This window comes from Streptomyces sp. NPDC059788 (assembly GCF_042732265.1).
In the GTDB taxonomy this organism is placed as follows: Bacteria; Actinomycetota; Actinomycetes; order Streptomycetales; family Streptomycetaceae; genus Streptomyces.
This window is the reverse complement of record NZ_JBHWHY010000020.1, coordinates 1-18,069: the sequence shown is the minus strand read 5'-3', so window position 1 is coordinate 18,069 and position 18,069 is coordinate 1. Positions and strand designations below refer to the sequence as shown.

19 protein-coding genes are annotated in these 18,069 nt (G+C 71.6%); 17 read left to right on the top strand and 2 right to left on the bottom strand.

From position 1 onward, the window contains the following. The first annotated feature begins 117 nt into the window (after window positions 1–117). The 16 genes from ACFV57_RS18930 to ACFV57_RS18855 all read left to right on the top strand — a co-directional run bounded on the left by ACFV57_RS18930 (window position 118) and on the right by ACFV57_RS18855 (window position 15,394). The gene (locus tag ACFV57_RS18930; protein ID WP_385233060.1) at window positions 118–1,404 is read left to right on the top strand and encodes a SidA/IucD/PvdA family monooxygenase; all 1,287 of its coding nucleotides are present in this window, start codon (window positions 118–120) and stop codon (window positions 1,402–1,404) included. A gap of 46 nt (window positions 1,405–1,450) precedes the next feature. Beyond that, window positions 1,451–1,858 carry a cupin domain-containing protein gene (locus ACFV57_RS18925; RefSeq protein ID WP_385233057.1) on the top strand — a complete coding sequence of 136 codons (408 nt, stop codon included), beginning with the start codon at window positions 1,451–1,453 and terminating at the stop codon, window positions 1,856–1,858. Then, window positions 1,855–3,435, top strand: coding sequence for a class I tRNA ligase family protein (locus ACFV57_RS18920; protein ID WP_385233054.1), 1,581 nt, complete (start codon window positions 1,855–1,857; stop codon window positions 3,433–3,435). The genes ACFV57_RS18925 and ACFV57_RS18920 overlap by 4 nt, the downstream gene beginning before the upstream one ends. Before the next feature lie 73 nt (window positions 3,436–3,508). Further along, a complete protein-coding gene (locus tag ACFV57_RS18915) occupies window positions 3,509–4,756 on the top strand; it encodes an ATP-grasp domain-containing protein (protein WP_385233051.1) in 1,248 nt (415 codons plus the stop codon). Then, window positions 4,753–5,157, top strand: a complete 405-nt coding sequence (locus ACFV57_RS18910) for a hypothetical protein (protein ID WP_385233048.1) — start codon at window positions 4,753–4,755, stop codon at window positions 5,155–5,157. The genes ACFV57_RS18915 and ACFV57_RS18910 overlap by 4 nt, the downstream gene beginning before the upstream one ends. Beyond that, the gene (locus ACFV57_RS18905) at window positions 5,154–6,932 is read left to right on the top strand and encodes an ABC transporter substrate-binding protein (RefSeq protein ID WP_385233045.1); all 1,779 of its coding nucleotides are present in this window, start codon (window positions 5,154–5,156) and stop codon (window positions 6,930–6,932) included. The genes ACFV57_RS18910 and ACFV57_RS18905 overlap by 4 nt, the downstream gene beginning before the upstream one ends. After that, complete coding sequence (locus ACFV57_RS18900; protein ID WP_385233042.1) at window positions 6,922–8,259, top strand: cation:proton antiporter; 1,338 nt, start codon at window positions 6,922–6,924, stop codon at window positions 8,257–8,259. Before ACFV57_RS18905 ends, ACFV57_RS18900 begins: the two co-directional genes overlap by 11 nt. A gap of 51 nt (window positions 8,260–8,310) precedes the next feature. Further along, on the top strand, window positions 8,311–9,342 hold the full coding sequence (locus ACFV57_RS18895; protein ID WP_385233039.1) for a 3-oxoacyl-[acyl-carrier-protein] synthase III C-terminal domain-containing protein: 1,032 nt from the start codon (window positions 8,311–8,313) through the stop codon (window positions 9,340–9,342). After that, a complete protein-coding gene (locus ACFV57_RS18890; RefSeq protein ID WP_385233036.1) occupies window positions 9,342–11,186 on the top strand; it encodes an HAD-IIIC family phosphatase in 1,845 nt (614 codons plus the stop codon). The genes ACFV57_RS18895 and ACFV57_RS18890 overlap by 1 nt, the downstream gene beginning before the upstream one ends. Then, entirely contained in the window at window positions 11,183–11,434 is a 252-nt protein-coding gene (locus ACFV57_RS18885) for an acyl carrier protein (RefSeq protein ID WP_385233033.1), read from the top strand. The genes ACFV57_RS18890 and ACFV57_RS18885 overlap by 4 nt, the downstream gene beginning before the upstream one ends. Before the next feature lie 65 nt (window positions 11,435–11,499). Then, window positions 11,500–11,826: a hypothetical protein gene (locus ACFV57_RS18880; protein WP_385233030.1), complete on the top strand. Its 327-nt coding sequence runs from the start codon at window positions 11,500–11,502 to the stop codon at window positions 11,824–11,826. Between the two features lie 62 nt (window positions 11,827–11,888). Next, window positions 11,889–12,743: a dimethylargininase gene (gene ddaH / locus ACFV57_RS18875; protein ID WP_385233027.1), complete on the top strand. Its 855-nt coding sequence runs from the start codon at window positions 11,889–11,891 to the stop codon at window positions 12,741–12,743. Window positions 12,744–12,778: 35 nt separating this feature from the next. Next, window positions 12,779–13,207: an MmcQ/YjbR family DNA-binding protein gene (locus tag ACFV57_RS18870; RefSeq protein WP_385233024.1), complete on the top strand. Its 429-nt coding sequence runs from the start codon at window positions 12,779–12,781 to the stop codon at window positions 13,205–13,207. Beyond that, window positions 13,204–13,569, top strand: coding sequence for a cupin domain-containing protein (locus ACFV57_RS18865; RefSeq protein ID WP_385233020.1), 366 nt, complete (start codon window positions 13,204–13,206; stop codon window positions 13,567–13,569). Before ACFV57_RS18870 ends, ACFV57_RS18865 begins: the two co-directional genes overlap by 4 nt. 334 nt (window positions 13,570–13,903) lie before the next feature. Beyond that, window positions 13,904–14,137: a ferredoxin gene (locus ACFV57_RS18860; RefSeq protein ID WP_385233017.1), complete on the top strand. Its 234-nt coding sequence runs from the start codon at window positions 13,904–13,906 to the stop codon at window positions 14,135–14,137. A 30-nt stretch (window positions 14,138–14,167) separates the two neighbouring features. Continuing rightward, complete coding sequence (locus tag ACFV57_RS18855; protein WP_385233013.1) at window positions 14,168–15,394, top strand: cytochrome P450; 1,227 nt, start codon at window positions 14,168–14,170, stop codon at window positions 15,392–15,394. A 74-nt stretch (window positions 15,395–15,468) separates the two neighbouring features. Here the strand turns inward: ACFV57_RS18855 and ACFV57_RS18850 are convergent, their stop codons facing one another. Together ACFV57_RS18850 and ACFV57_RS18845 are read right to left on the bottom strand one after the other, a co-directional pair. Then, window positions 15,469–15,957: a hypothetical protein gene (locus ACFV57_RS18850; protein ID WP_385233010.1), complete on the bottom strand. Its 489-nt coding sequence runs from the start codon at window positions 15,955–15,957 to the stop codon at window positions 15,469–15,471. Next, window positions 15,954–16,553 carry an HD domain-containing protein gene (locus ACFV57_RS18845; RefSeq protein WP_385233007.1) on the bottom strand — a complete coding sequence of 200 codons (600 nt, stop codon included), beginning with the start codon at window positions 16,551–16,553 and terminating at the stop codon, window positions 15,954–15,956. Before ACFV57_RS18845 ends, ACFV57_RS18850 begins: the two co-directional genes overlap by 4 nt. 174 nt (window positions 16,554–16,727) lie before the next feature. Here ACFV57_RS18845 and ACFV57_RS18840 point away from each other — a divergent pair, with 174 nt between their 5' ends. Continuing rightward, window positions 16,728–18,029, top strand: coding sequence for an MFS transporter (locus ACFV57_RS18840; protein ID WP_385233004.1), 1,302 nt, complete (start codon window positions 16,728–16,730; stop codon window positions 18,027–18,029). The last annotated feature ends 40 nt before the right edge of the window (window positions 18,030–18,069 follow it).

Here is an 18,069-nt window from a genome sequence, read left to right as displayed (position 1 = left end):
TGGAACATGAACATGGCGCGGGCTTTCCCGGCCCTCTCGATTTCTCATTCATCGCGCTAGTATCCCGTTCCGTGAGTCCGTGCAGGCCCGCCCAATTGCCCGTGATGGGAGAATGTCTTGACGGAGCATGACGTAGAAGTCCTGGCCGTAGGCGCAGGACCGGCGAACCTGGCCCTTGCCGTGGCCATGGAAGAACGCACCGGAAGCGATATCGCGAAGAACACGCTGCTGGTCGAGGAACACGCCGATGTGGCCTGGCAGCGCGGCATGCTGCTGCCCTGGACACAGAGTCAGGTGTCCTTCCTCAAGGACCTGGTGACGCTTCGCAACCCGCGCAGCAAGTTCTCCTTCGTCAATTACCTGCACGCGGTCGGCAGGCTCGACGAATTCATCAACCTGGGGACCTTCACCCCCTACCGCCAGGAGATATCGAACTACCTCCGGTGGGTCGCCGACTCGCTGTCCGACGTACGGGTGGAGTACGGCCGGCGCGCCGTGCAGATCGCCCCGACCCGCAACGGCGCCGGCCGGGTCGACGGCTGGCGCACCAGCTTCGCCGACGGCACCGCGCTGACCTCCCGCAGCGTGTCGATCGGCGCGGGCCGGGACCCGCGCATCCCGGCCGAGCTGCACAACCTGCCGGCCGACCGGCTCATCCACAGCGCCGAGTTCAGCGAGAAGATCGCCAAGCTGGACGCCGCCGGCACCCGCCACATCGTCGTCGTCGGCGGGGCGCAGAGCGCCGCCGAACTGACGTGGGCGGCGCACCAGGGCTTCCCCGAGGCGCGCGTCACGATGGTGATGCGTTCGATCGGGCTGAAGAACTACGAGTCGTCGAGGTTCACCAACGAGATCTTCTACTCGTCGTTCGTCAACGACTTCCACGCCGCCCCCGAAGAGGCGCGGCGCCAGCTCCTCCAGGAAATGCACCTGAGCAATTACGGCGGTCTCGCCCCCGGCATGCTCGAAACCCTCTACCGGCAGCGGTACCTGGAACGTCTGAACGGCGGGGAGCGGCTTTTCCTCACCACGATGACCGACATCACCGGTTCCCGGACGGACGACGACGAGATCGTGCTGTCGCTCAAGGACCGGCGTACCGGACTGCCGAGCGAGCTGCGCTGCGACGCGGTGCTGCTGGGCACCGGATTCAACAGCGCGATGCCGCGGCTCATCCAGGGCCTGTCGGATTCCCTGGGGCTGCAGAAAACGGTCGTCGACCGCGGCTACCGACTCCGGGTGCCGGACTGCGACGGCGCTTCCTGCTTCCTCCAGGGGGTCAACGAGGCCACCCACGGAATCGCCGATTCGCTGCTGAGCGTCCTCGCCAGCCGGGCCCAGGACATCGTCGACGGACTCCTGGCGGACCGGACCGGCGACCGGCTGCTCGCCGAGGTCGGCTGAGGAATTCCCCGCACCACAGACACCGAGTGGAGAAAAGACTGTGCCCATGGAGATCCGCTCGCTGCGACGCGGCGAGCTGAAGCTGGACAACCAGCTGCGAGCCCAGCGGCTGATGCCCTGGCCGCAGCTGAACGCCCCCTTCGAGGGCTCGTGGTGCGTGGCCGCGCCCGGCGTCTCGTCGGGCGCCCACGGCCACCACGAGTACGAGATCTGGATCGCGGTCAGCGGCGCCGCGGAGATCCTCGTCGAGGGCCGGCGCGTCCCGTTCACCGCCGGCGACATCATCCACTTCGTCCCGGGGACCGAGCACCAGCTCGTCAACGACTCGGACGAGGACTTCGAGATGTACGCCCTGTGGTGGGACGCCGACATGACGGACCGCTTCGCCGCACGCCACCGGACCGCCTCCGGTGCCACGGGCGCCGAGGCCGCTGCCCCGGGGACGCGGCCGTGACCGCCCCCGACCGTTCGGTGATCATCATCGCGGCCACCCCGACCCCCAACGGGGACCTGCACGTCGGGCACATGGCCGGTCCATACCTCGCCGCCGACATCTACGCCCGCCAGCTGCGCGCGGACGGCGTCCGGGCGACGTACACCACGGTGACGGACAACAGCCAGAGCTACGTGCTGACCACGGCGGTCCGCCAGGGCCTGTCCCCCCAGCTGCTCTGCGACCGGTCGACGGCCGCGATCGAGCAGTCCCTGACCGCGCTCGGCATCGAGCTGACCGCCCCCGCCGGGCGGGTGCTGCCGCCGGTCGACGACCGCTACCGCGCCGCGATCACCTCCTTCGTACGGGACCTGCGCGACGCGGGCCGGCTCCGGGAGCGCACGGTGCGGCTGCCGTATGCCGAGAAGAGCGGACGCTACCTCTACGACGGCCTGCTCACCGGCCGCTGCCCGGCCTGCGACGCGTCCAGCGGGGGCGGCGCCTGCGAGGACTGCGGCCACCCGAACAACTTCGACGAACTGCTCGACCCGCGCCACTCCCTCGACCCGCAGGAGACGGTGGTCTTCCGCGAGGAGCGCCTCCTCGTCCTGCCGATGGAGGAGTACCGCGCGGAGCTGACCGCGCACCTGGACGCCGTCGCCGGCCGCTGGCGCCCGCACCCGCTGCGCCTGGCCCGCGAGCTGCTGGCGCGTCCGCTGCCGGACATCCCGGTCACCTTCCCCGGCACCTGGGGCGTCCCGGCGCCCTTCGAGGACTTCGCCGGGCAGATCGTCTACCCGTGGGCGGAGGCCATGCCGGCGTCGATGTACGCCACGTGGTGGGCGCACGGCAGCCCGGCGGACCTGCCGTACGACGCGTTCTGGAAGGCGGACCGGGAAGCGGAGCTGGTCTACTTCCACGGCTTCGACAACGTGTACCACTGGTCCGTGATGGACCTGGTGCTGCTGCTCGCGCACGGCGACCGCTACATACGGCCGTACGCCAGTGTGTGCAACGAGTTCTACGAGCTGGAGCACGCCAAGTTCTCCACCAGCCGCAACCACCTGATCAGGGCGGGCGACCTGGTCGCCGACGTGCCCCGGGACATCGCCCGCTACTACCTGGCGCTGACCGCGCCGGAGCGGGAGCGCACCAACTTCGACCCGGCCGAGCTGGCCGCCCGCCCGCTGGCCGGCGCGTGGAACGAACTGGCCGCGGTCGTGGACACCGCGCTGGCCGGCCGCGACTTCCAGGAACTGCTGCCCGTCACGGACGAGGGGCGCCGAGCCGACGCGCGGTTCGCCGCGCGGCTGCGCGCCTGTTTCACGCCGGAGACCTTCAGCCTGGCCCGCGCGGCCCGGCTGATCGCCGAGCGGACCGCCGAACTGCGCGACACCGCGGCCGGGTTCGCCGCTCCCGGCGACTTCCTGCTGGCCGTGCGCACCCTGCTGGCCTGGTCCGCGCCGATTCTCGTGGACGTGGGCCGGCAGGCCGCCGAGGACGGTGTCGACCTCGGCCTGTCCGGCGCCCCGGCGGTGGAGAAGATCGCGCCGTTCCGGCTGCCCCGGCTGCCCGAGAGCGCCGCTACGCACGGCTGACGCCACCGCGCGCCCCGGTCGCGCGCCGCCCGCGCGACAACCCCGAGTGCCACACCGAGGCATGGAGTGCCACGTGAAGCTGCTCACCATCGAGACCACGCAGTACCTGGACTACTACATATCCCGCTACCGGCAGGTGCAGAGCCACGGCATCGACCTGTACGTCCTCAACGGCGAGGGGACCGAGGACTTCTGGCCGCAGGAGAAGTACCGGCTCGCCGGCACCCGCGACCTGGACACCATCGTCAAGACCGCCCAGGAGTGGCACCGCACCGAACGGTTCGACGGCGTCATCACCTTCTCGGAGTCCGCGGTCATCACGGCCGCGGCGGTGGCCGAGGCGCTGGGCCTGCCCGGCATCGGGCAGGAGGCCGCCATCGCGTGCCGCAACAAGTACCTGATGCGCCGGGCCCACGAGCGGGCCGCCGCCCCGCATCCGCGGTTTCGCCTGGTGGACTCGCTCGACGAGGCCCGGCAGGCGGCCGAGGACTTCGGCTACCCGCTCATCCTCAAGCCGACCATGGGCGCCGGCTCGCACTTCGTCTTCAAGATCGATACGCCGGAGGAGCTGGTGGACCGCTACGAGCGGGCCGCCAAGGGCATCCAGGACCTCTTCTGGGCCCGCTCCGAGGCGTCCGGCGTGGACCTGGGCCCCAACGGGCTGCTGGTCGAGTCGTACCTGGACGGCCGTGAGTACCTGATGGAGGTACTGGCCTGGGACGACGAGGTCTACCTCGGCTCGGTGGTGGACCGCGTGACCGAGGAGAACGGCACCTACGACGACGATGTGCACCACGCGCCGACCTCCCTGTCACCGGCCGACCTCAAGGCCGTCCACGAGGTGGTCGCGGCCGGCTGCCGGGCGCAGGGGCTGCGCCGCAGCGTCGGCCACGCGGAGGTCCGCTTCCACGGGGGCAAGCCCTACCTGCTGGAGATCGCGGCCCGGGTGGGCGGCGGCGGGCTGGACGAGATCTCCCGGCTGACGGCCGGCTACGACCCGGTCAAGGCCGTCGTGGACGTCGGCCTGGGCGTCAAGCCCGAGGTGCGGCACTACCGGCCGACCGGGACCCACATCACCGCCATGTGCCTGATCTGCGACGCGGGCACGGTGCACCACGTGGACGTACCGGCGGAGGTCGCCGAGTCGGAGCACACCTTCCTGCTCAAGATCACCGCCCGGCCCGGCGACGTCATCCTGCGGCCGCCGAACGGCAACACCATCTTCGGCTTCCTGGGCACGACGGGCACCTCGCTGGACGACGCCATGCGCCGGATGAACGACTACGCCGCCAAGATCACCGTCACTCTGGAGCCGCAATGATCAACTACGACGGCAGGAGGTTCCGGCCCGTCGGCGCGGACCCGGGCGAGTCCGGCCGGGTCGCCGTCTACCACCAGGAAGGCGACCTGCTCTGGGGCGAGTTCACCGGCGGCGACGCCCGCCGGGGCGTCCTGAGCGGCGTCTGCGCCCCGGACGGCGCGCTGGAGTTCGCGTACTGCGTCGTACTGACCGACGGCGCCGTCGTCTCGGGCCGGTGCCGGTCGCGGCCCGAGGTCCTCGCGGACGGCCGTGTCCGGCTGGCCGAACGCTGGGAGAGGTTCGGCGCGCACGCCGCCAGCGGCGATTCGTGCATCGAGGAGATCCGCGGTCCCGGCGGCGCCCCGGCCGGCGCCGGCGCACCGGACCGCACCGCCACCACCGAGGACGGAACGCGACGATGACTGCTGCCAAGGAACGCAAGCCGAAGCGGGGCGGCACCGTCACCTGGGCCTGCGCCCCCGGCTTCCCGCCCGCGGTGATCTTCCCCTTCACGCCGGCCGAACGCATGGGCACCCGGAACGTCCTGGAGTTCCAGGCGCTCATGTACAGCACCCTCTACTACTTCGGGAGCGACGGCCTGCCCGAACCGGACTGGGACCGCAGCATCGGCGAGCAGCCCCGCTGGAGCGCGGACGGCCTGACCGTCACCATCAAGGTCAAGCCCTGGAAGTGGAGCAACGGCGAGACGCTGTGCGCCGACAACGTGCTGTTCTGGGTCAACCTGATGAAGGTCAAGGGCGACCGCTACGGCGAGTACGTCCCCGGCTACTTCCCCGACAACCTGACGGACTACGGCAAGTGGGGCGAGGACACCGTCTACTTCACGTTCGACCGCCCGTACTCCCAGCGGTGGGTGCTGATGAACCAGCTCAGCACCATCACCCCGCTGCCGAAGTCCTGGGACCGCACCGCCGAGGGGCCGGCCAACGCCTCCGGCGACCCGGCCGACGTCGAGGCGGTCTACGCCTACCTCATGGCCGAACAGGGCGACATCGTCGACGAGGGCAACGCGCACCGCACCCGGTGGGCCGACAGCCCCGTCTGGTCCACGGTCAGCGGCCCCTGGCGGCTCAAGAGCTACACCGTCGAGGGCGTGGTGACCTTCGTACCCAACGAGAGCTACTCGGGGCCCAACAAGCCCTACCTCGACGAGTTCCGGCAGGTGCCGACCTTCTCCGACGAGGAGCAGTACGAGATGCTCCGGCGCGGCCCGCGCGGCAAGGACGCGATCCAGGTCGGCTACCTGCCGCTGAGCTTCGCCACCGAGCCGACCACCAGCCCCGACAAGGGCGGCCCCAACCCCCTCGACAACTACCGCCTGGTACCCCAGACCGCCTACTGCATCCGCTACACCGCGCTGAACTACAACAACCCCACGGTCCGCGGGAAACTCTTCCACCAGACGTACTTCCGGCAGGCCCTCCAGTCCTGCCTGGACCAGGACGCCGCGGTCCGCGACATCTACCAGGGCTACGCCTACCGGCAGAACGGCCCGGTCCCGATGTACCCGGCGACCGACTTCGTCTCGCCCCGGCAGCGCGAGGGCGCCTGGCCGCTGCCCTTCGACGTCGACCACGCCCGACGGCTGCTGGAGGACAACGGCTGGGACACGAGCGTCACCCCCGCCGTCTGCGTCCGGCCCGGCACCGGTCCCGGAGAGGCAGGCGAGGGCATCCCGGCGGGCACCGAGCTGACGTTCCTGCTGCGTTACGCGGAGGGCCGCCCCGCCCTGACCCGGCTGATGCGGCAGCTGCGCGCGGACGCCGCCAAGGCCGGAATCGACGTACGGCTCGAAGAGGTCTACGGATCGGTGCTGGTCGCGGAGGACGCCCCCTGCGAGGCCGGCCCGGACTGCCTGTGGGAGGCGTGCTGCTGGAACGGCGGCTGGGTCTTCCACCACCCCACCGGCGAGATCCTCTTCAGCACCGGCGCGGGCGGCAACTTCGGCCACTACAGCGACGCGGAGGCCGACCGGCTGATCGACGCCTCGGTGACCACCGACGACCCGCAGGCCCTCTACGACTACCAGGACTACATCGCCGAGCAGGTGCCGGTGCTGTTCACCCCGAACTTCCCGATCCGGCTCTTCGAGGTCTCCGAGGACCTGCACGGCTTCGAGCCCGTCAACCCGTTCGGCATGATCAGCCCGGAGAACTGGTACTACCTTGAGGACTGACCCGGCCCTTCTCCAGGCGGCGCTGCCCGTCCCACCGCTGGGCAGCCACACCCTCCTCGTCCTGCTGCTCCAGCTCGCCGCGCTGCTGGGCCTCGCCCTGCTGCTGGGCCGCCTCGCGGTCCGCCTCGGCTGGCCGGCGGTGGTGGGGGAGCTGTGTGCCGGGGTGCTGCTGGGACCGTCGGTCCTGGCGCACCTCGTGCCGCCCCTGTCGCAGTGGCTGTTCCCGAGCGCGGCGGACCAGGCTCATCTCCTGGACGCGGTGGGCCAGTTCGGTGTCCTGCTGATGGTCGCCGTCAGCGGGCTCCACCTCGACCTGGGGCTCGTCCGGCGTCAGGGCGCGACGGCCGTCCGGGTCAGCCTCTTCGGCCTGGTCGTGCCGCTGGGCCTGGGCCTGGCACTGGGGCTGTTCCTGCCGGCCGCGCTGTTCGGACCGAACGGCGACCGCACCGTCTTCGCCCTGTTCCTCGGCGTCGCGATGTGCGTCAGCGCCATACCGGTGATCGTCAAGACGCTGATGGACATGAACCTGCTGCACCGCGACATCGGTCAGCTCACCGTCACCGCCGGCATGATCGACGACGCGGTGGGCTGGATGCTGGTGTCGGTGGTGACCGCGATGGTCACCGCCGGGTCGGCCGGTGTGACGGTCCTGGTGTCGCTGGCCGCGATCGCCGGTACGCTCGCGGCCGCCCTGCTCGTACGGCGGCCCCTGCGCGCGCTGTTCTCGCTCGCGCGGCGCGCGGAGGGGGAGGGGCCGGTCACCGCGCTGACCGTGGTGCTGGTCCTGGCCGCCGCCGCGGGCACCCACGCCCTGGGCCTGGAACCGCTGTTCGGGGCGTTCGTGTGCGGGGTGGTGATCGCGGCGTCCGGCGGTGTGCGTCCGGCGCAGCTGTCCGCGCTGCGCACGGTGACGATGGGCGTGCTCGGGCCGCTGTTCCTCGCCTCGGCCGGCCTGCGCATGGACCTGACCCAACTGGCCCGTCCCGAGGTGGCCCTCATGGGGGCCGCGACGCTGGCCCTCGCCGTCATCGGCAAGTTCGCCGGGGCCTACCTCGGTGCCCGCACCAGCCGGCTCGGCCGGTGGGAGGCGGTGGCGCTGGGCGGCGGCATGAACGCCCGGGGCGTCGTCGAAGTGGTCATCGCCCTGGTCGGACTGCGGCTCGGCGTCCTGACCACGGCGACGTACACGGTGATCGTGCTGGTCGCGGTGGTCACCTCGCTGATGGCCCCGCCCGTCATCCGGATGGCCATGAACCGGATCGAACAGACCCCACTCGAAGAGCAACGCCGGCTGGCCCACGCGGGCGTGGGCGCCGGCCAGGCATAGACCACCCGCCTCGATGGCGCGTCGAGGCGGCACAATCCGCAGGGAGACCACGTGACCACCACCGTTCCAGAGTTCGGCATAGCCGGGTACGGCTGCGCCTTCGGTGAGGACCAGGACGTCGCCTCGACCGCCGGGCAGTTCGTCGACGACCCAGAGCGGGTGTTCCGCTGGGGTTACCGGACCTTCCACCGCGCGGCCCCGGACGTCACCGCCACCCACCTGGCCGCCGAGGCCGGCCGGGCCGCCATCGCCGCGGCCGGGCTGAGCGCCGGCGACATCGACTACGTCGTCCTCGCCCTCTCCGACGTGCCCGAATACCTCAACTTCGACTCCAGCGCGGCCCTGGCCCGCGAACTCAAGATCCACCTCAGGCCGACCCTGCTGCTCGGCGAGGGCTGCGCCTCCGGCGTCACCGGACTGGGCAACGTCGCCGGCCTCTTCGCCACCCAGCCCGACCTCACCCACGTCCTCTTCGTCGCCGTCAACCGTGTCAGCGAGTACCACCGCAACCGGATGAAGGTGAACAACTCCATCCACAGCGACGGCGCCAGCGCCGTCGTGCTGCGCCGCGGGCACACCGCCGGGCAGTGGCTGGCCACCACCCAGTTCACCGACCCCGAGGTCGCCGACTGGTTCCGTACGGACCACGGTGGCGCGGTGTCCCCGGTCGCCCCCGACGGCTGGTCCTCGCGCAGCGACGTCAACGGCCTGGAGCGGGTGCAGGAGCACTTCCGGGCCGACCCCAAGGGCCTGCGGGACTTCGTGCAGGCCCTCAACCGCCGGCTGGTGGAGGTGGTCGACCAGGCGTGCGCCCGCTCCGGCGTCGACCGGGCGGACCTGACCAAGGTCGTCCACCTCAACGACAACCAGGGCTCCTTCGAGGAGATCTCCGAGGAGTTCGGCATCCCGATGAGCCGCACCAACGCGGCCCTCGCCGCACAGCACGGCCACATGGGCGCGGCCGACCACCTGGCCACCCTGGCGATGCTGACCGAGAGCGGCGAACTCACCTCCGGCGACCTGGTCGCGCTGATCGGCATCTCGATCGGTATGCGCTGGTACTGCACCCTGGTCAGGATCTGATGTCCGAGACGCTCATCGCACTCAAGGACGCCGTGGCGTCCGGCACGGCCCCCGGCCCCGCGCTCCGGCTGGCCCTGGCCCGTATCGACGACCCGGCCGCCCTGCGCCGGGCGGGACGCGCCCTGACGGGGCTCACGGACCCGGCGGGCGACCTGCGCCCGGCCCGCGTCGCGGTGGTCGCGGGCTGCACCGTCGGCGCCTTCGAACCGATGCTGCGGGCGGGCCTCGTGGCCGCCGGAGCGCTCCCGGAGATCGTCACCGCCCCGTACGGCGCCTTCGACCTGACGCTGGCCACCGGCGGTTTCGACCCCGCCAGCGACGTGGTCAGCTGCCTGCTCGACGCGTCGTACTTCCTTCCCGACGACCTGGACCACGCGGAGCCCGGCACGGCCGCCGAGCACCTGACCCAGCGGCTGGCCCACCTGGGCGGCCTCGTCACGGCGGCCCTGGCGACCACCCACGCGACCGTGGTGCTGCACACCGTCCCGCTGCCTGGCAACGTCCGCGACGGCGTGCTCAGCCTGCGCGCCCGCGGCGAGCTGACCCGGCTGTGGTACCGGCTCAACCTCGGACTGCTGGAGCTGGCCGAGACCTCCGCCCAGATCGAGGTGGTGGACCTCGCCGGGCTGCTGGCCGACGCCGCGGCACCGGCCCGCGACGACCGCCTGCACAGCTACGCCGATCTGCCGTACACCGACGCGGCGCTGTCCGTCCTGGCCCGCGAGGTCCGGCGGATCGCCCAGGCCCGGCTGGGGCTGTCCAAGAAGGTGCTCGCCCTCGACCTGGACAACACCCTGTGGGGCGGGGTCCTGGGCGAGGTGGGCGCGGAGGGCGTCGCCCTCGGCGGCCTCTACCCCGGCAAGGCGTACAAGGAGTTGCAGCGGGCCGCGCGCCGGCTGCGGGACCAGGGCGTCGTCCTCGTCCTCGCCAGCAAGAACGACGAGGAACCGGTGCGCCGGGCGCTGCTGGAGCACCCGGAGGCGGCGCTGCGCCCCGACGACTTCTCGGTGCTGGTGGTCAACTGGGACTCCAAGTCGGCCAACCTGACGCGGGCGGCCGGTTCGCTGGGCCTGGGCCTGGCCTCGGTGGTCTTCATGGACGACTCGCCGTTCGAGCGCGGGGAGGTCGAGGCGCAGCTGCCCGAGGTCGCCGTCGTCGACGCGGGCGGCGATCCGGCGGGGCTGGTCACCGCCCTGCTGCGGCACGGCTGGTTCGACGTCCCGGAGCTGACCGGCACGGACCGCAAACGGCCCGAGCTGTACCGGGCGCGGAGCCTGCGCAGCGACTTCTCCGGCGGATTCGCCTCGACCGAGGACTACCTCAAGGCGCTCGACCTGAGGGTCGCCGTCGAGCCGGCCACCCGGTTCACCGCCGCCCGTGTCGCGCAGCTGGCGGCCCGCACCAATCAGTTCAACCTGACCGGGGTGCGCTTCGACGAGGCGGCCACGGTGGCCATGCTCACCGACCCGGCGTACCTGGTGGCGTCGGTCTCGGTACGCGACCGCTTCGGCGACGAGGGGGTGGTCGGCGCGGCCTGGGTGGAGAAGGACACGGACGTCTGGCACGTACGGAACCTGGTGCTCAGCTGCCGGGTCCTGGGCCGGGGCGTGGAGTTCGCCGTGGCGGGCTGGCTCGCCCGGCAGGCCCGCGAGGCCGCGGTGCCCCGGCTCACGGGGGCGTTCGTGCCGTCCGCGAAGAACGCGGTGGCGGCGGCCTTCTGGGAGAAGGCGGGCTTCGTGCCGGCCGGTGACGAGGGCTTCGAGTTCGCTCCCGCGGACATGCCCGACCCGACCCCGTCGTGGGTCGAAGTGACGAGCGGCGGCTCGACTGAGGAGGACGCGTGAACGGCACCACTTCGGAAGACATCGGCGCGACCGTGCTGGACGTCGTCAGCGACGTCCTGGGCCGGTCCCCCGAGGCCCTGCGGGACCAGCCGGTGCTGGCCGCGCACGACTGGGACAGCATCGCGTCGCTGGAGGCGCTGGCCCAGCTGGAGAGCGGCTTCGGCATCCGCCTGGAGCTGCGGGAGTTCCACGCCGCCCGCACGGTGGACGACATGACCGCCCTGGTCACCGCGGCCCTGGGCCGCTGAAGCCCCGCGGCCCGGTCGCACCGGCCCACCCATCCACCGGCCCACCGGCCAGGAAGGAAACGAGCGTGAGCCTGCTCGAAATCCGTTTCTTCACCGTGCACCCCGGCCGGCGTGAGGAGTTCGACCGCCTCAGCCGTGAGGAGACCGTTCCCCTGATGCGCCGCTGGGGCATCACGGTGCTCACCGGCGGCCCCGCCCTCAACGACGAGAACGGCTACTGCCTGGTGCGGACCTTCGCCTCCGAGGAGGAGCGGGTCGGCCTCCAGGAGCGCTTCTACGCCAGTGCCGAATGGAACGACAAATACGACAAGCCCGTGACCGCGATGATCGCCGACTACAAGACGGTGGTCCTCCCGCTGACCCCGGAACTTGAGCGCCGGTTCGGAGCCTGAGCCGACCCCGCTCCCCGAACCCCCACCCCGGGGCCACCGCCCCGTCCTCGAAGGGAACACCCATGTCCCGTACCGCCGTGCCCGCCCAGGAGCGCGCCACCCGCGAGCCGCGCGTGGCCACCCCGCGCCGGCTGCTGATGTGCCGGCCCCAGCACTTCGACGTCACCTACTCGATCAACCCGTGGATGGACCCGCGCAAGCCGTCCGACGCCGGCCTCGCCCTGCTCCAGTGGGAGCGGCTGCGCGAGCTCTACCTCTCGCTCGGCCACACCGTCGAGGTCATCGAACCCGACCCGGCCTTCCCCGACATGGTGTTCGCCGCCAACGGCGCCACCGTCGTCGACGGCAAGGTCCTCGGCGCCCGCTTCCGCCACGTGGAGCGGACCGGCGAGGGGCCCGCCTACTTCCAGTGGTTCCTGCGCAACGGCTACCGGGACGTCCTGTGGCCGGAGCACATCAACGAGGGCGAGGGCGACTACCTCACCGTCGGGCGGCGGCTGCTGGCCGGCACCGGGTTCCGTACCGACCCGCGCTCGCACGCCGAGGCCCAGGAGTTCTTCGGCCTGCCTGTGACCGGGCTCACGCTGGTCAACCCGAACTTCTACCACCTGGACACCGCGCTGTCGGTACTGTCCGATGACGAGATCATGTACTACCCGGCGGCCTTCTCTCCCGGAAGCCTCGCGGTGTTGCGCGAACTCTTCCCGGACGCCGTCACCGCGTCCGACGAGGACGCCGCGGCGTTCGGCCTCAACGCCTTCTCCGACGGCCGCCACGTCGTCCTGCCGCAGGCGGCCACCGGGCTCGCCGACCAGCTCAAGCGGCGCGGCTTTGAACCGATCGGTGTGGACATCGCCGAGCTGCTCAAGGCCGGCGGCAGCGTCAAGTGCTGCACGCTGGAGCTGCGCGACCGGTGAGACATCGGCGGTGACACGAGGAAGGGAAGCGGTCGATGGCGACTGCGCAGGACGTCAGACGGGTGACGAGCGCGTTACCCCGCAGCTATGAGGCGCTCGTACGCGACCAGGTGAAGTTCCGGGTCGGGCGGCTGGTCTACCTCGCGCTGTCCCGGGACGAGGAGTCGATGGGCTTCGCGTACCCGCGTGAGGAACGGGCCGCACTGGTCGCCTCCGCCCCGGACGTCTTCTTCATGCCGGTCCCCTCGGACGAACGGTACAACTGGGTACGGGCCCGCCTCGCTCCGCTGGAGCCGCGGGAACTGCGCGAGATCGTGGTGCACGCCTGGACCATGGTGGTACCGAAGTTCCTCGCGGCGCGGCAGGACGAACTGCTCCGCGCCCTCGACGGCTCCCCTTCCGCGCCCGGTGCGCCCGCCCCGGACGCACCGGTCCACGACGAGGACGAGGGAGCGGCGCGTTGAGTGACGCCGAGCTGTTCGACATCAAGGACCTGTCGGCCCGTCAGGACGGTGAGGGGCGACGCTATCTGGAGTTCCTGCACGTCCCGGCGATGAGCGCCGGGGTGTACGTCCTGGCGGCGGGGAGCGAGGACCCGCAGAGCCCGCACGGCGAGGACGAGCTGTACCACGTGCTCACCGGCCGCGCCGTCCTGACGGCCGGGGAGCGGGAGTACGAGGTCGCGGCCGGCTCGCTCTGCTTCGTACCCGCCGGGATGCCGCACCGGTTCCACACCATCACCGAGGACCTGCGGGTGCTCGTCTTCTTCGCCCCGTGCGAGCGGGAGCCCGACGCTCCGGCGGCGCCGGACGCCGTACGCCCGTGAGGTCCGCGGGCCCGCCGCCCGCGGGCTCGCCGGCCCCCGGTGTTCGACTGCCTCGTTTTCCCGGCTGAACGCCGGCCGCGCATTGCCCGGTCGCGGCTCGGCTCATAAAGTCGCAGAGCCGCAACCGTCGTCCCTCCGCCACCACCCGGCACTCCCGCACCGGTGACCGATACCCACGCGTTCCTTCCTCCCGCGCTTCTTCCCCCGCGATGTCCTCCGCCGCGAAATCGCCCCACCCGCGATCCGCCGGTGCCGCCACCGGCCCGCGACGGGGCCGCACTTCGCGGTTCTGTTCTCCCTCGGCAAGCCAACGCACCAGGTGAGGAGCTACACGATGTCCGCAGAACCCCGCTGGCGCGTCACGGTCGACCGCGACGTGTGCATCGGCGCCGGAGTGTGCATGGGCGATCTCCCGCACCGGTTCCGGTTCGTGAACGGCCAGTCGCAGCCGGTCGACGCAGAGATCGACGCCGACGACGAGGTACTGGCCGTCGCGGACTCCTGCCCGCGCGAGGCGATCCAGGTCCTGGAGATCTCCACCGGCCGGGTCATCGCCCCCCTCGACTGACCGGCAAGCAGACAAGAAAGAGGCCACGCTGTGCAGATCCAACCGACCGAAGAGCTGGAGAAGCTCTCCGCGGAATTCGTCCAGGACGTCTACGAGCTCTACGCCCGCCTGCGGACGGAGGGGCCGCCCCGCAAGGTCCTGATGCCGCACGGCATCAAGGTCTGGATGGTCACCCGCTACGACGACGTACGGTCCCTGCTGGCCGACGGCCGGGTGAGCAAGGACGGCAGGCGCATCAACGAGATGTTCGCGCGCCACTCCGAGACGCCCACCGAGGCACCGGCCGCCGTCAACGACGACCTGGCCGCGCACATGCTCAACAGCGACCCGCCCCAGCACGCCCGGCTGCGCCGGCTGGTCGGCAAGGCGTTCACCGAACGCCGCACCAAGGCGCTGCGCCCGCGCATCGAGGCGATCACCGACGAGCTGCTCGACCGGCTGGCCCAGCGGCCCGACGCCGACCTGATCGAGGACCTGGCCGCACCGCTGACCATCACCGTGCTGGCCGAGCTGCTCGGCGTACCGCCGGAGAACCGCGCGGTCTTCCGGCAGTGGACCAACACCCTGGTCGGCGCCAACCACACCGAGGAGGAGGTGGCCGCCGCCTCCGCCGCGGTCGCCAAGTTCACCGAGGACCTGATCGACGCCAAGACCGCCGAGCCCGGCGAGGACATGTTCAGCGCGCTGGTGCAGGCCACCGAGGAGGGCGACCGGCTGACCAAGACCGAACTGGTCGCCATGGTCTTCCTCCTGGTCGTCGCGGGCCACGACACCACCCTGAGCATGATCGGCAACGCCGTGCACGCCCTGCTCACCCACCCCGACCAGCTGGCCCTGCTCCAGGAGCGGCCCGAACTCCTGCCGAACGCGGTCGACGAACTCCTGCGCTACGAAGGCCCGGTGGGCATGGCGACCTTCCGCTTCACCACGGAGGACATCCCGGTGGGCGGCATCACCATCCCCGCCAAAGAGATCGTCATGGTGGCGCTGGGCTCGGCCAACCGCGACGCCGCCAAGTTCGAGAACCCCGACGCCCTGGACATCACCCGGCGCATCGGCGGCCACCTCGCCTTCGGCCACGGCATCCACTACTGCGCCGGCGCGCCCCTCGGCCGCCTCCAGGTGGAGATCGGCGTCAGCCGGCTGCTCCAGCGCTTCCCGCAGCTGCGCCTGGCGGCGAAGTCCGAGGACCTGCGCTGGAAGGCCAGCACGATCATGCACGGCCTGGTCGAGCTGCCGGTCACCCTCAACGCCTGACCGGCGCCCGCCGCGGCCGGACCGGCCGCCGCCCCACCGGGTTCCTCCGGTGGGGCGGGGCCGCGCCGCCCGGCTCAGCCGGTGCGGCTCAGGCTCATCGTCCAGTTGGTCTCCCAGGTACTGCCGCCGTCCGGCGAGAACGCCTGCTCCCAGCGGGCCGCGTCCCCGGTGATCCCCGACCAGACGAAGCGGCACGGCACCACGGAGCCCTCGTGGGTCTCCTCGCCGTGGAACTCGCCGCGCCGGTCGGTGTCGAAGCGGCCGACGATCGGCGCGGACAGCCGGCCGCTGAGGCTGGTGGACCAGTTCAATGACCACTGGGCGCGCTGCGGGTCGTACAGCCGCAGCGTCAGCCCGCTGAAACCCTTGGTGGTGAAGGTGATCTCGTCGAGGTTGGCGGCACCGGCGAAGAGCGTGCCGTGGCACACGGCCGTCCCCGGGAACTCCTCCCACGCGTCGCTGCCGGAGAGGGGAGCGAGCAGCCGGCGGTTGTGCACGTGCCAGCGGCCGATGAGGAAGTCGAAGTCGCCCGGCCCCGGGCGGTATCGCGGGTCCGCGCTCACGCGCCCGCCTCCTGGGCGCCGAGGTGCGCGCGGAGCAGCCCGCCGGGCCAGGAGAACTCCGGCGCCTTGTCCTGCTGCCGGAGCGCCTGGGCGACCACGGCGCCGGTGAGTTCGGCCTCGAAGTCCAGCCGCGGGTAGCGCTCCTCGATGGCCGCCTTCACGGCCCTGCCCTCGGGCCCCGGGTCCTTGAAGTCGCTGACCACGCCCAGCCGGGTCAGCATCGTGACCGGCCCGCGGCGCTCGGCGATCTGCGGGGAGGTGTGCAGCGCGATGGCCTCCCAGACGACGTCGATCTGCTCGGGCCCCAGGCCGCGCGCGGCGAGGAAGGCACCGGCCGCGTCGGCGCCCTCGACCTCGAAGCGCTGTGGCCCGTCATGGTCGTCGGCCGTCCCGAGATCGTGCAGCAGGCAGGCGTAGTAGAGCAGATCGGGGTCGAAGTCCTTGGCCGGGTCCATTTCCCGCCGGGCCGCCTCGTGCAGCGCCCACAGATACGTGCGGATGCTGTGGTTGGCGATCGAGGGGTGTTCCCGTGCGGTGACGATGTCAAGTGCCGCCAGCGCGCCCGGGTGCTGGGGAAGAGCATCAATTTCGATCATCACTCCACCCTAGGGAGCGGGCGCCGGTACGCCAGGGGCGTGGACGCCGAATTCCCGACAATCCCCCGCCGAATTCCCGACCCCTTACCGTCCGTTGGTCCGCTGGCCGGTGACGTGTACCCCAGTGGGCCGCCCGCGATCAGCCGCGGGCGCACGAGAGAGATGCGACGACGCATGGCCACCGATACACAGACGACCCCGACCGCTCCCGGAATCTGGGCCACGTTCCGCGACTCCCCGCTCGCGGTGAAGACGATTCTCGCCGGTGTGCTCGCCAGCCGCCTCGGCGGATTCCTGAACATCTTCCTCGTCCTCTATCTGACCGACCGGGGGTATTCGGCCGAGGAGGCCGCGTTCGCCCTGGGCGTCTACGGCATCGGCGGTGTGGCCGGCGTCTTCCTCGGCGGCACCCTCGCCGAGCGGCTCGGCGCGCGCAACGCGACGGTGCTGGGCATGGCCGCCACCGCCGCCCTGACCGCGGCCCTGCTGTACCTGCCCGACTACGGCCTGCTGCTGGCGGCGATCGCCCTGGTCAGCATGGCGGCGCAGCTCTACCGTCCGGCGTCGACGACCCTGCTGTCCGACCTGACGTCCCGCGACGGCCAGGTCATGATCTTCGCGATGTACCGGTTCAGTCTGAACCTGGGCACCACGGTCGCCCCGCTCCTCGGCTTCGCCCTCTACAACCTGGACGACAGCTACGTCCTCCTCTTCTGGGGCGAGGGCATCGTCGCGCTCGGCTACGCGGTGCTCGCGCGGGCCACCATCCCGGCCCGCCCGCGCCCCACGGCGGCGGGGGAGACGGGCGCGGACGCCGCGGGGCAGGCCCCCGCGGACGGTTACCGGGTGCTGCTCCGTGACCGGCGCTATCTGCTGTTCCTGCTGGCCGCGATGGTCAACGCGATGGTCTACGTGCAGTATCTGTCGACCCTGCCCCTGGATGTGAAGGCGTCCGGGATGCCCATCCTCTGGTACACCGTCGCGGTCTCCGCGAACGGATTCATCGTGATCGCCTTCGAGCTGGGGCTGACCAAACTCTCGCAGAAGTGGCCCATGAAGATCACGATCGCGGTGGCGTGGACCCTGATCGGTCTCGGCGTGGCCCTCTACAGCCTGCCGCTGGGCGCCGCGGTGGTCATCGGTGCCACGCTGGTGTGGACGCTGGGCGAGATCGTCGGCGGCCCCTCGGTCTTCGCCTACCCCGCGCTGGCCGGCCCGGCCCCGCTGCGCGGGCGCTACATCTCCGCCTTCCAGTTCGCCTACGCGCTGGGCATGGCCGTCGGACCCGCCCTCGGCGGGGTGCTCTTCACCCGGCTCCAGCACGGCGTCTGGGCGGTGTTCGGCGCGCTCGGCCTCTTCGCGGCCGTACTGGGCGTGGCGGCGGTACGCGTACCCGTCGCGGCACCGGCGACCGCCGGACCGGAAGCGGACACCGCAGAGCCGCAGGACGCCGGGACCGGCAGCCCCCGGACCTGACCGCGGCGGTGCGCGGCCCGCTCCGGACTCCGGAGCGGGC

Excerpts from the sequence above, each read along its gene's own strand:
- ACFV57_RS18925 (WP_385233057.1), top strand. The coding sequence starts at position 1,451 with ATGGAGATCCGCTCGCTGCGACGCGGCGAGCTGAAGCTGGACAACCAG.
- ACFV57_RS18890 (WP_385233036.1), top strand. The coding sequence starts at position 9,342 with ATGTCCGAGACGCTCATCGCACTCAAGGACGCCGTGGCGTCCGGCACG.
- ACFV57_RS18840 (WP_385233004.1), top strand. The coding sequence starts at position 16,728 with ATGGCCACCGATACACAGACGACCCCGACCGCTCCCGGAATCTGGGCC.
- ACFV57_RS18870 (WP_385233024.1), top strand. The coding sequence starts at position 12,779 with ATGGCGACTGCGCAGGACGTCAGACGGGTGACGAGCGCGTTACCCCGC.
- ACFV57_RS18905 (WP_385233045.1), top strand. The coding sequence starts at position 5,154 with ATGACTGCTGCCAAGGAACGCAAGCCGAAGCGGGGCGGCACCGTCACC.
- ddaH (WP_385233027.1), top strand. The coding sequence starts at position 11,889 with ATGTCCCGTACCGCCGTGCCCGCCCAGGAGCGCGCCACCCGCGAGCCG.
- ACFV57_RS18845 (WP_385233007.1), bottom strand. The coding sequence starts at position 16,553 with ATGATCGAAATTGATGCTCTTCCCCAGCACCCGGGCGCGCTGGCGGCA.
- ACFV57_RS18910 (WP_385233048.1), top strand. The coding sequence starts at position 4,753 with ATGATCAACTACGACGGCAGGAGGTTCCGGCCCGTCGGCGCGGACCCG.
- ACFV57_RS18860 (WP_385233017.1), top strand. The coding sequence starts at position 13,904 with ATGTCCGCAGAACCCCGCTGGCGCGTCACGGTCGACCGCGACGTGTGC.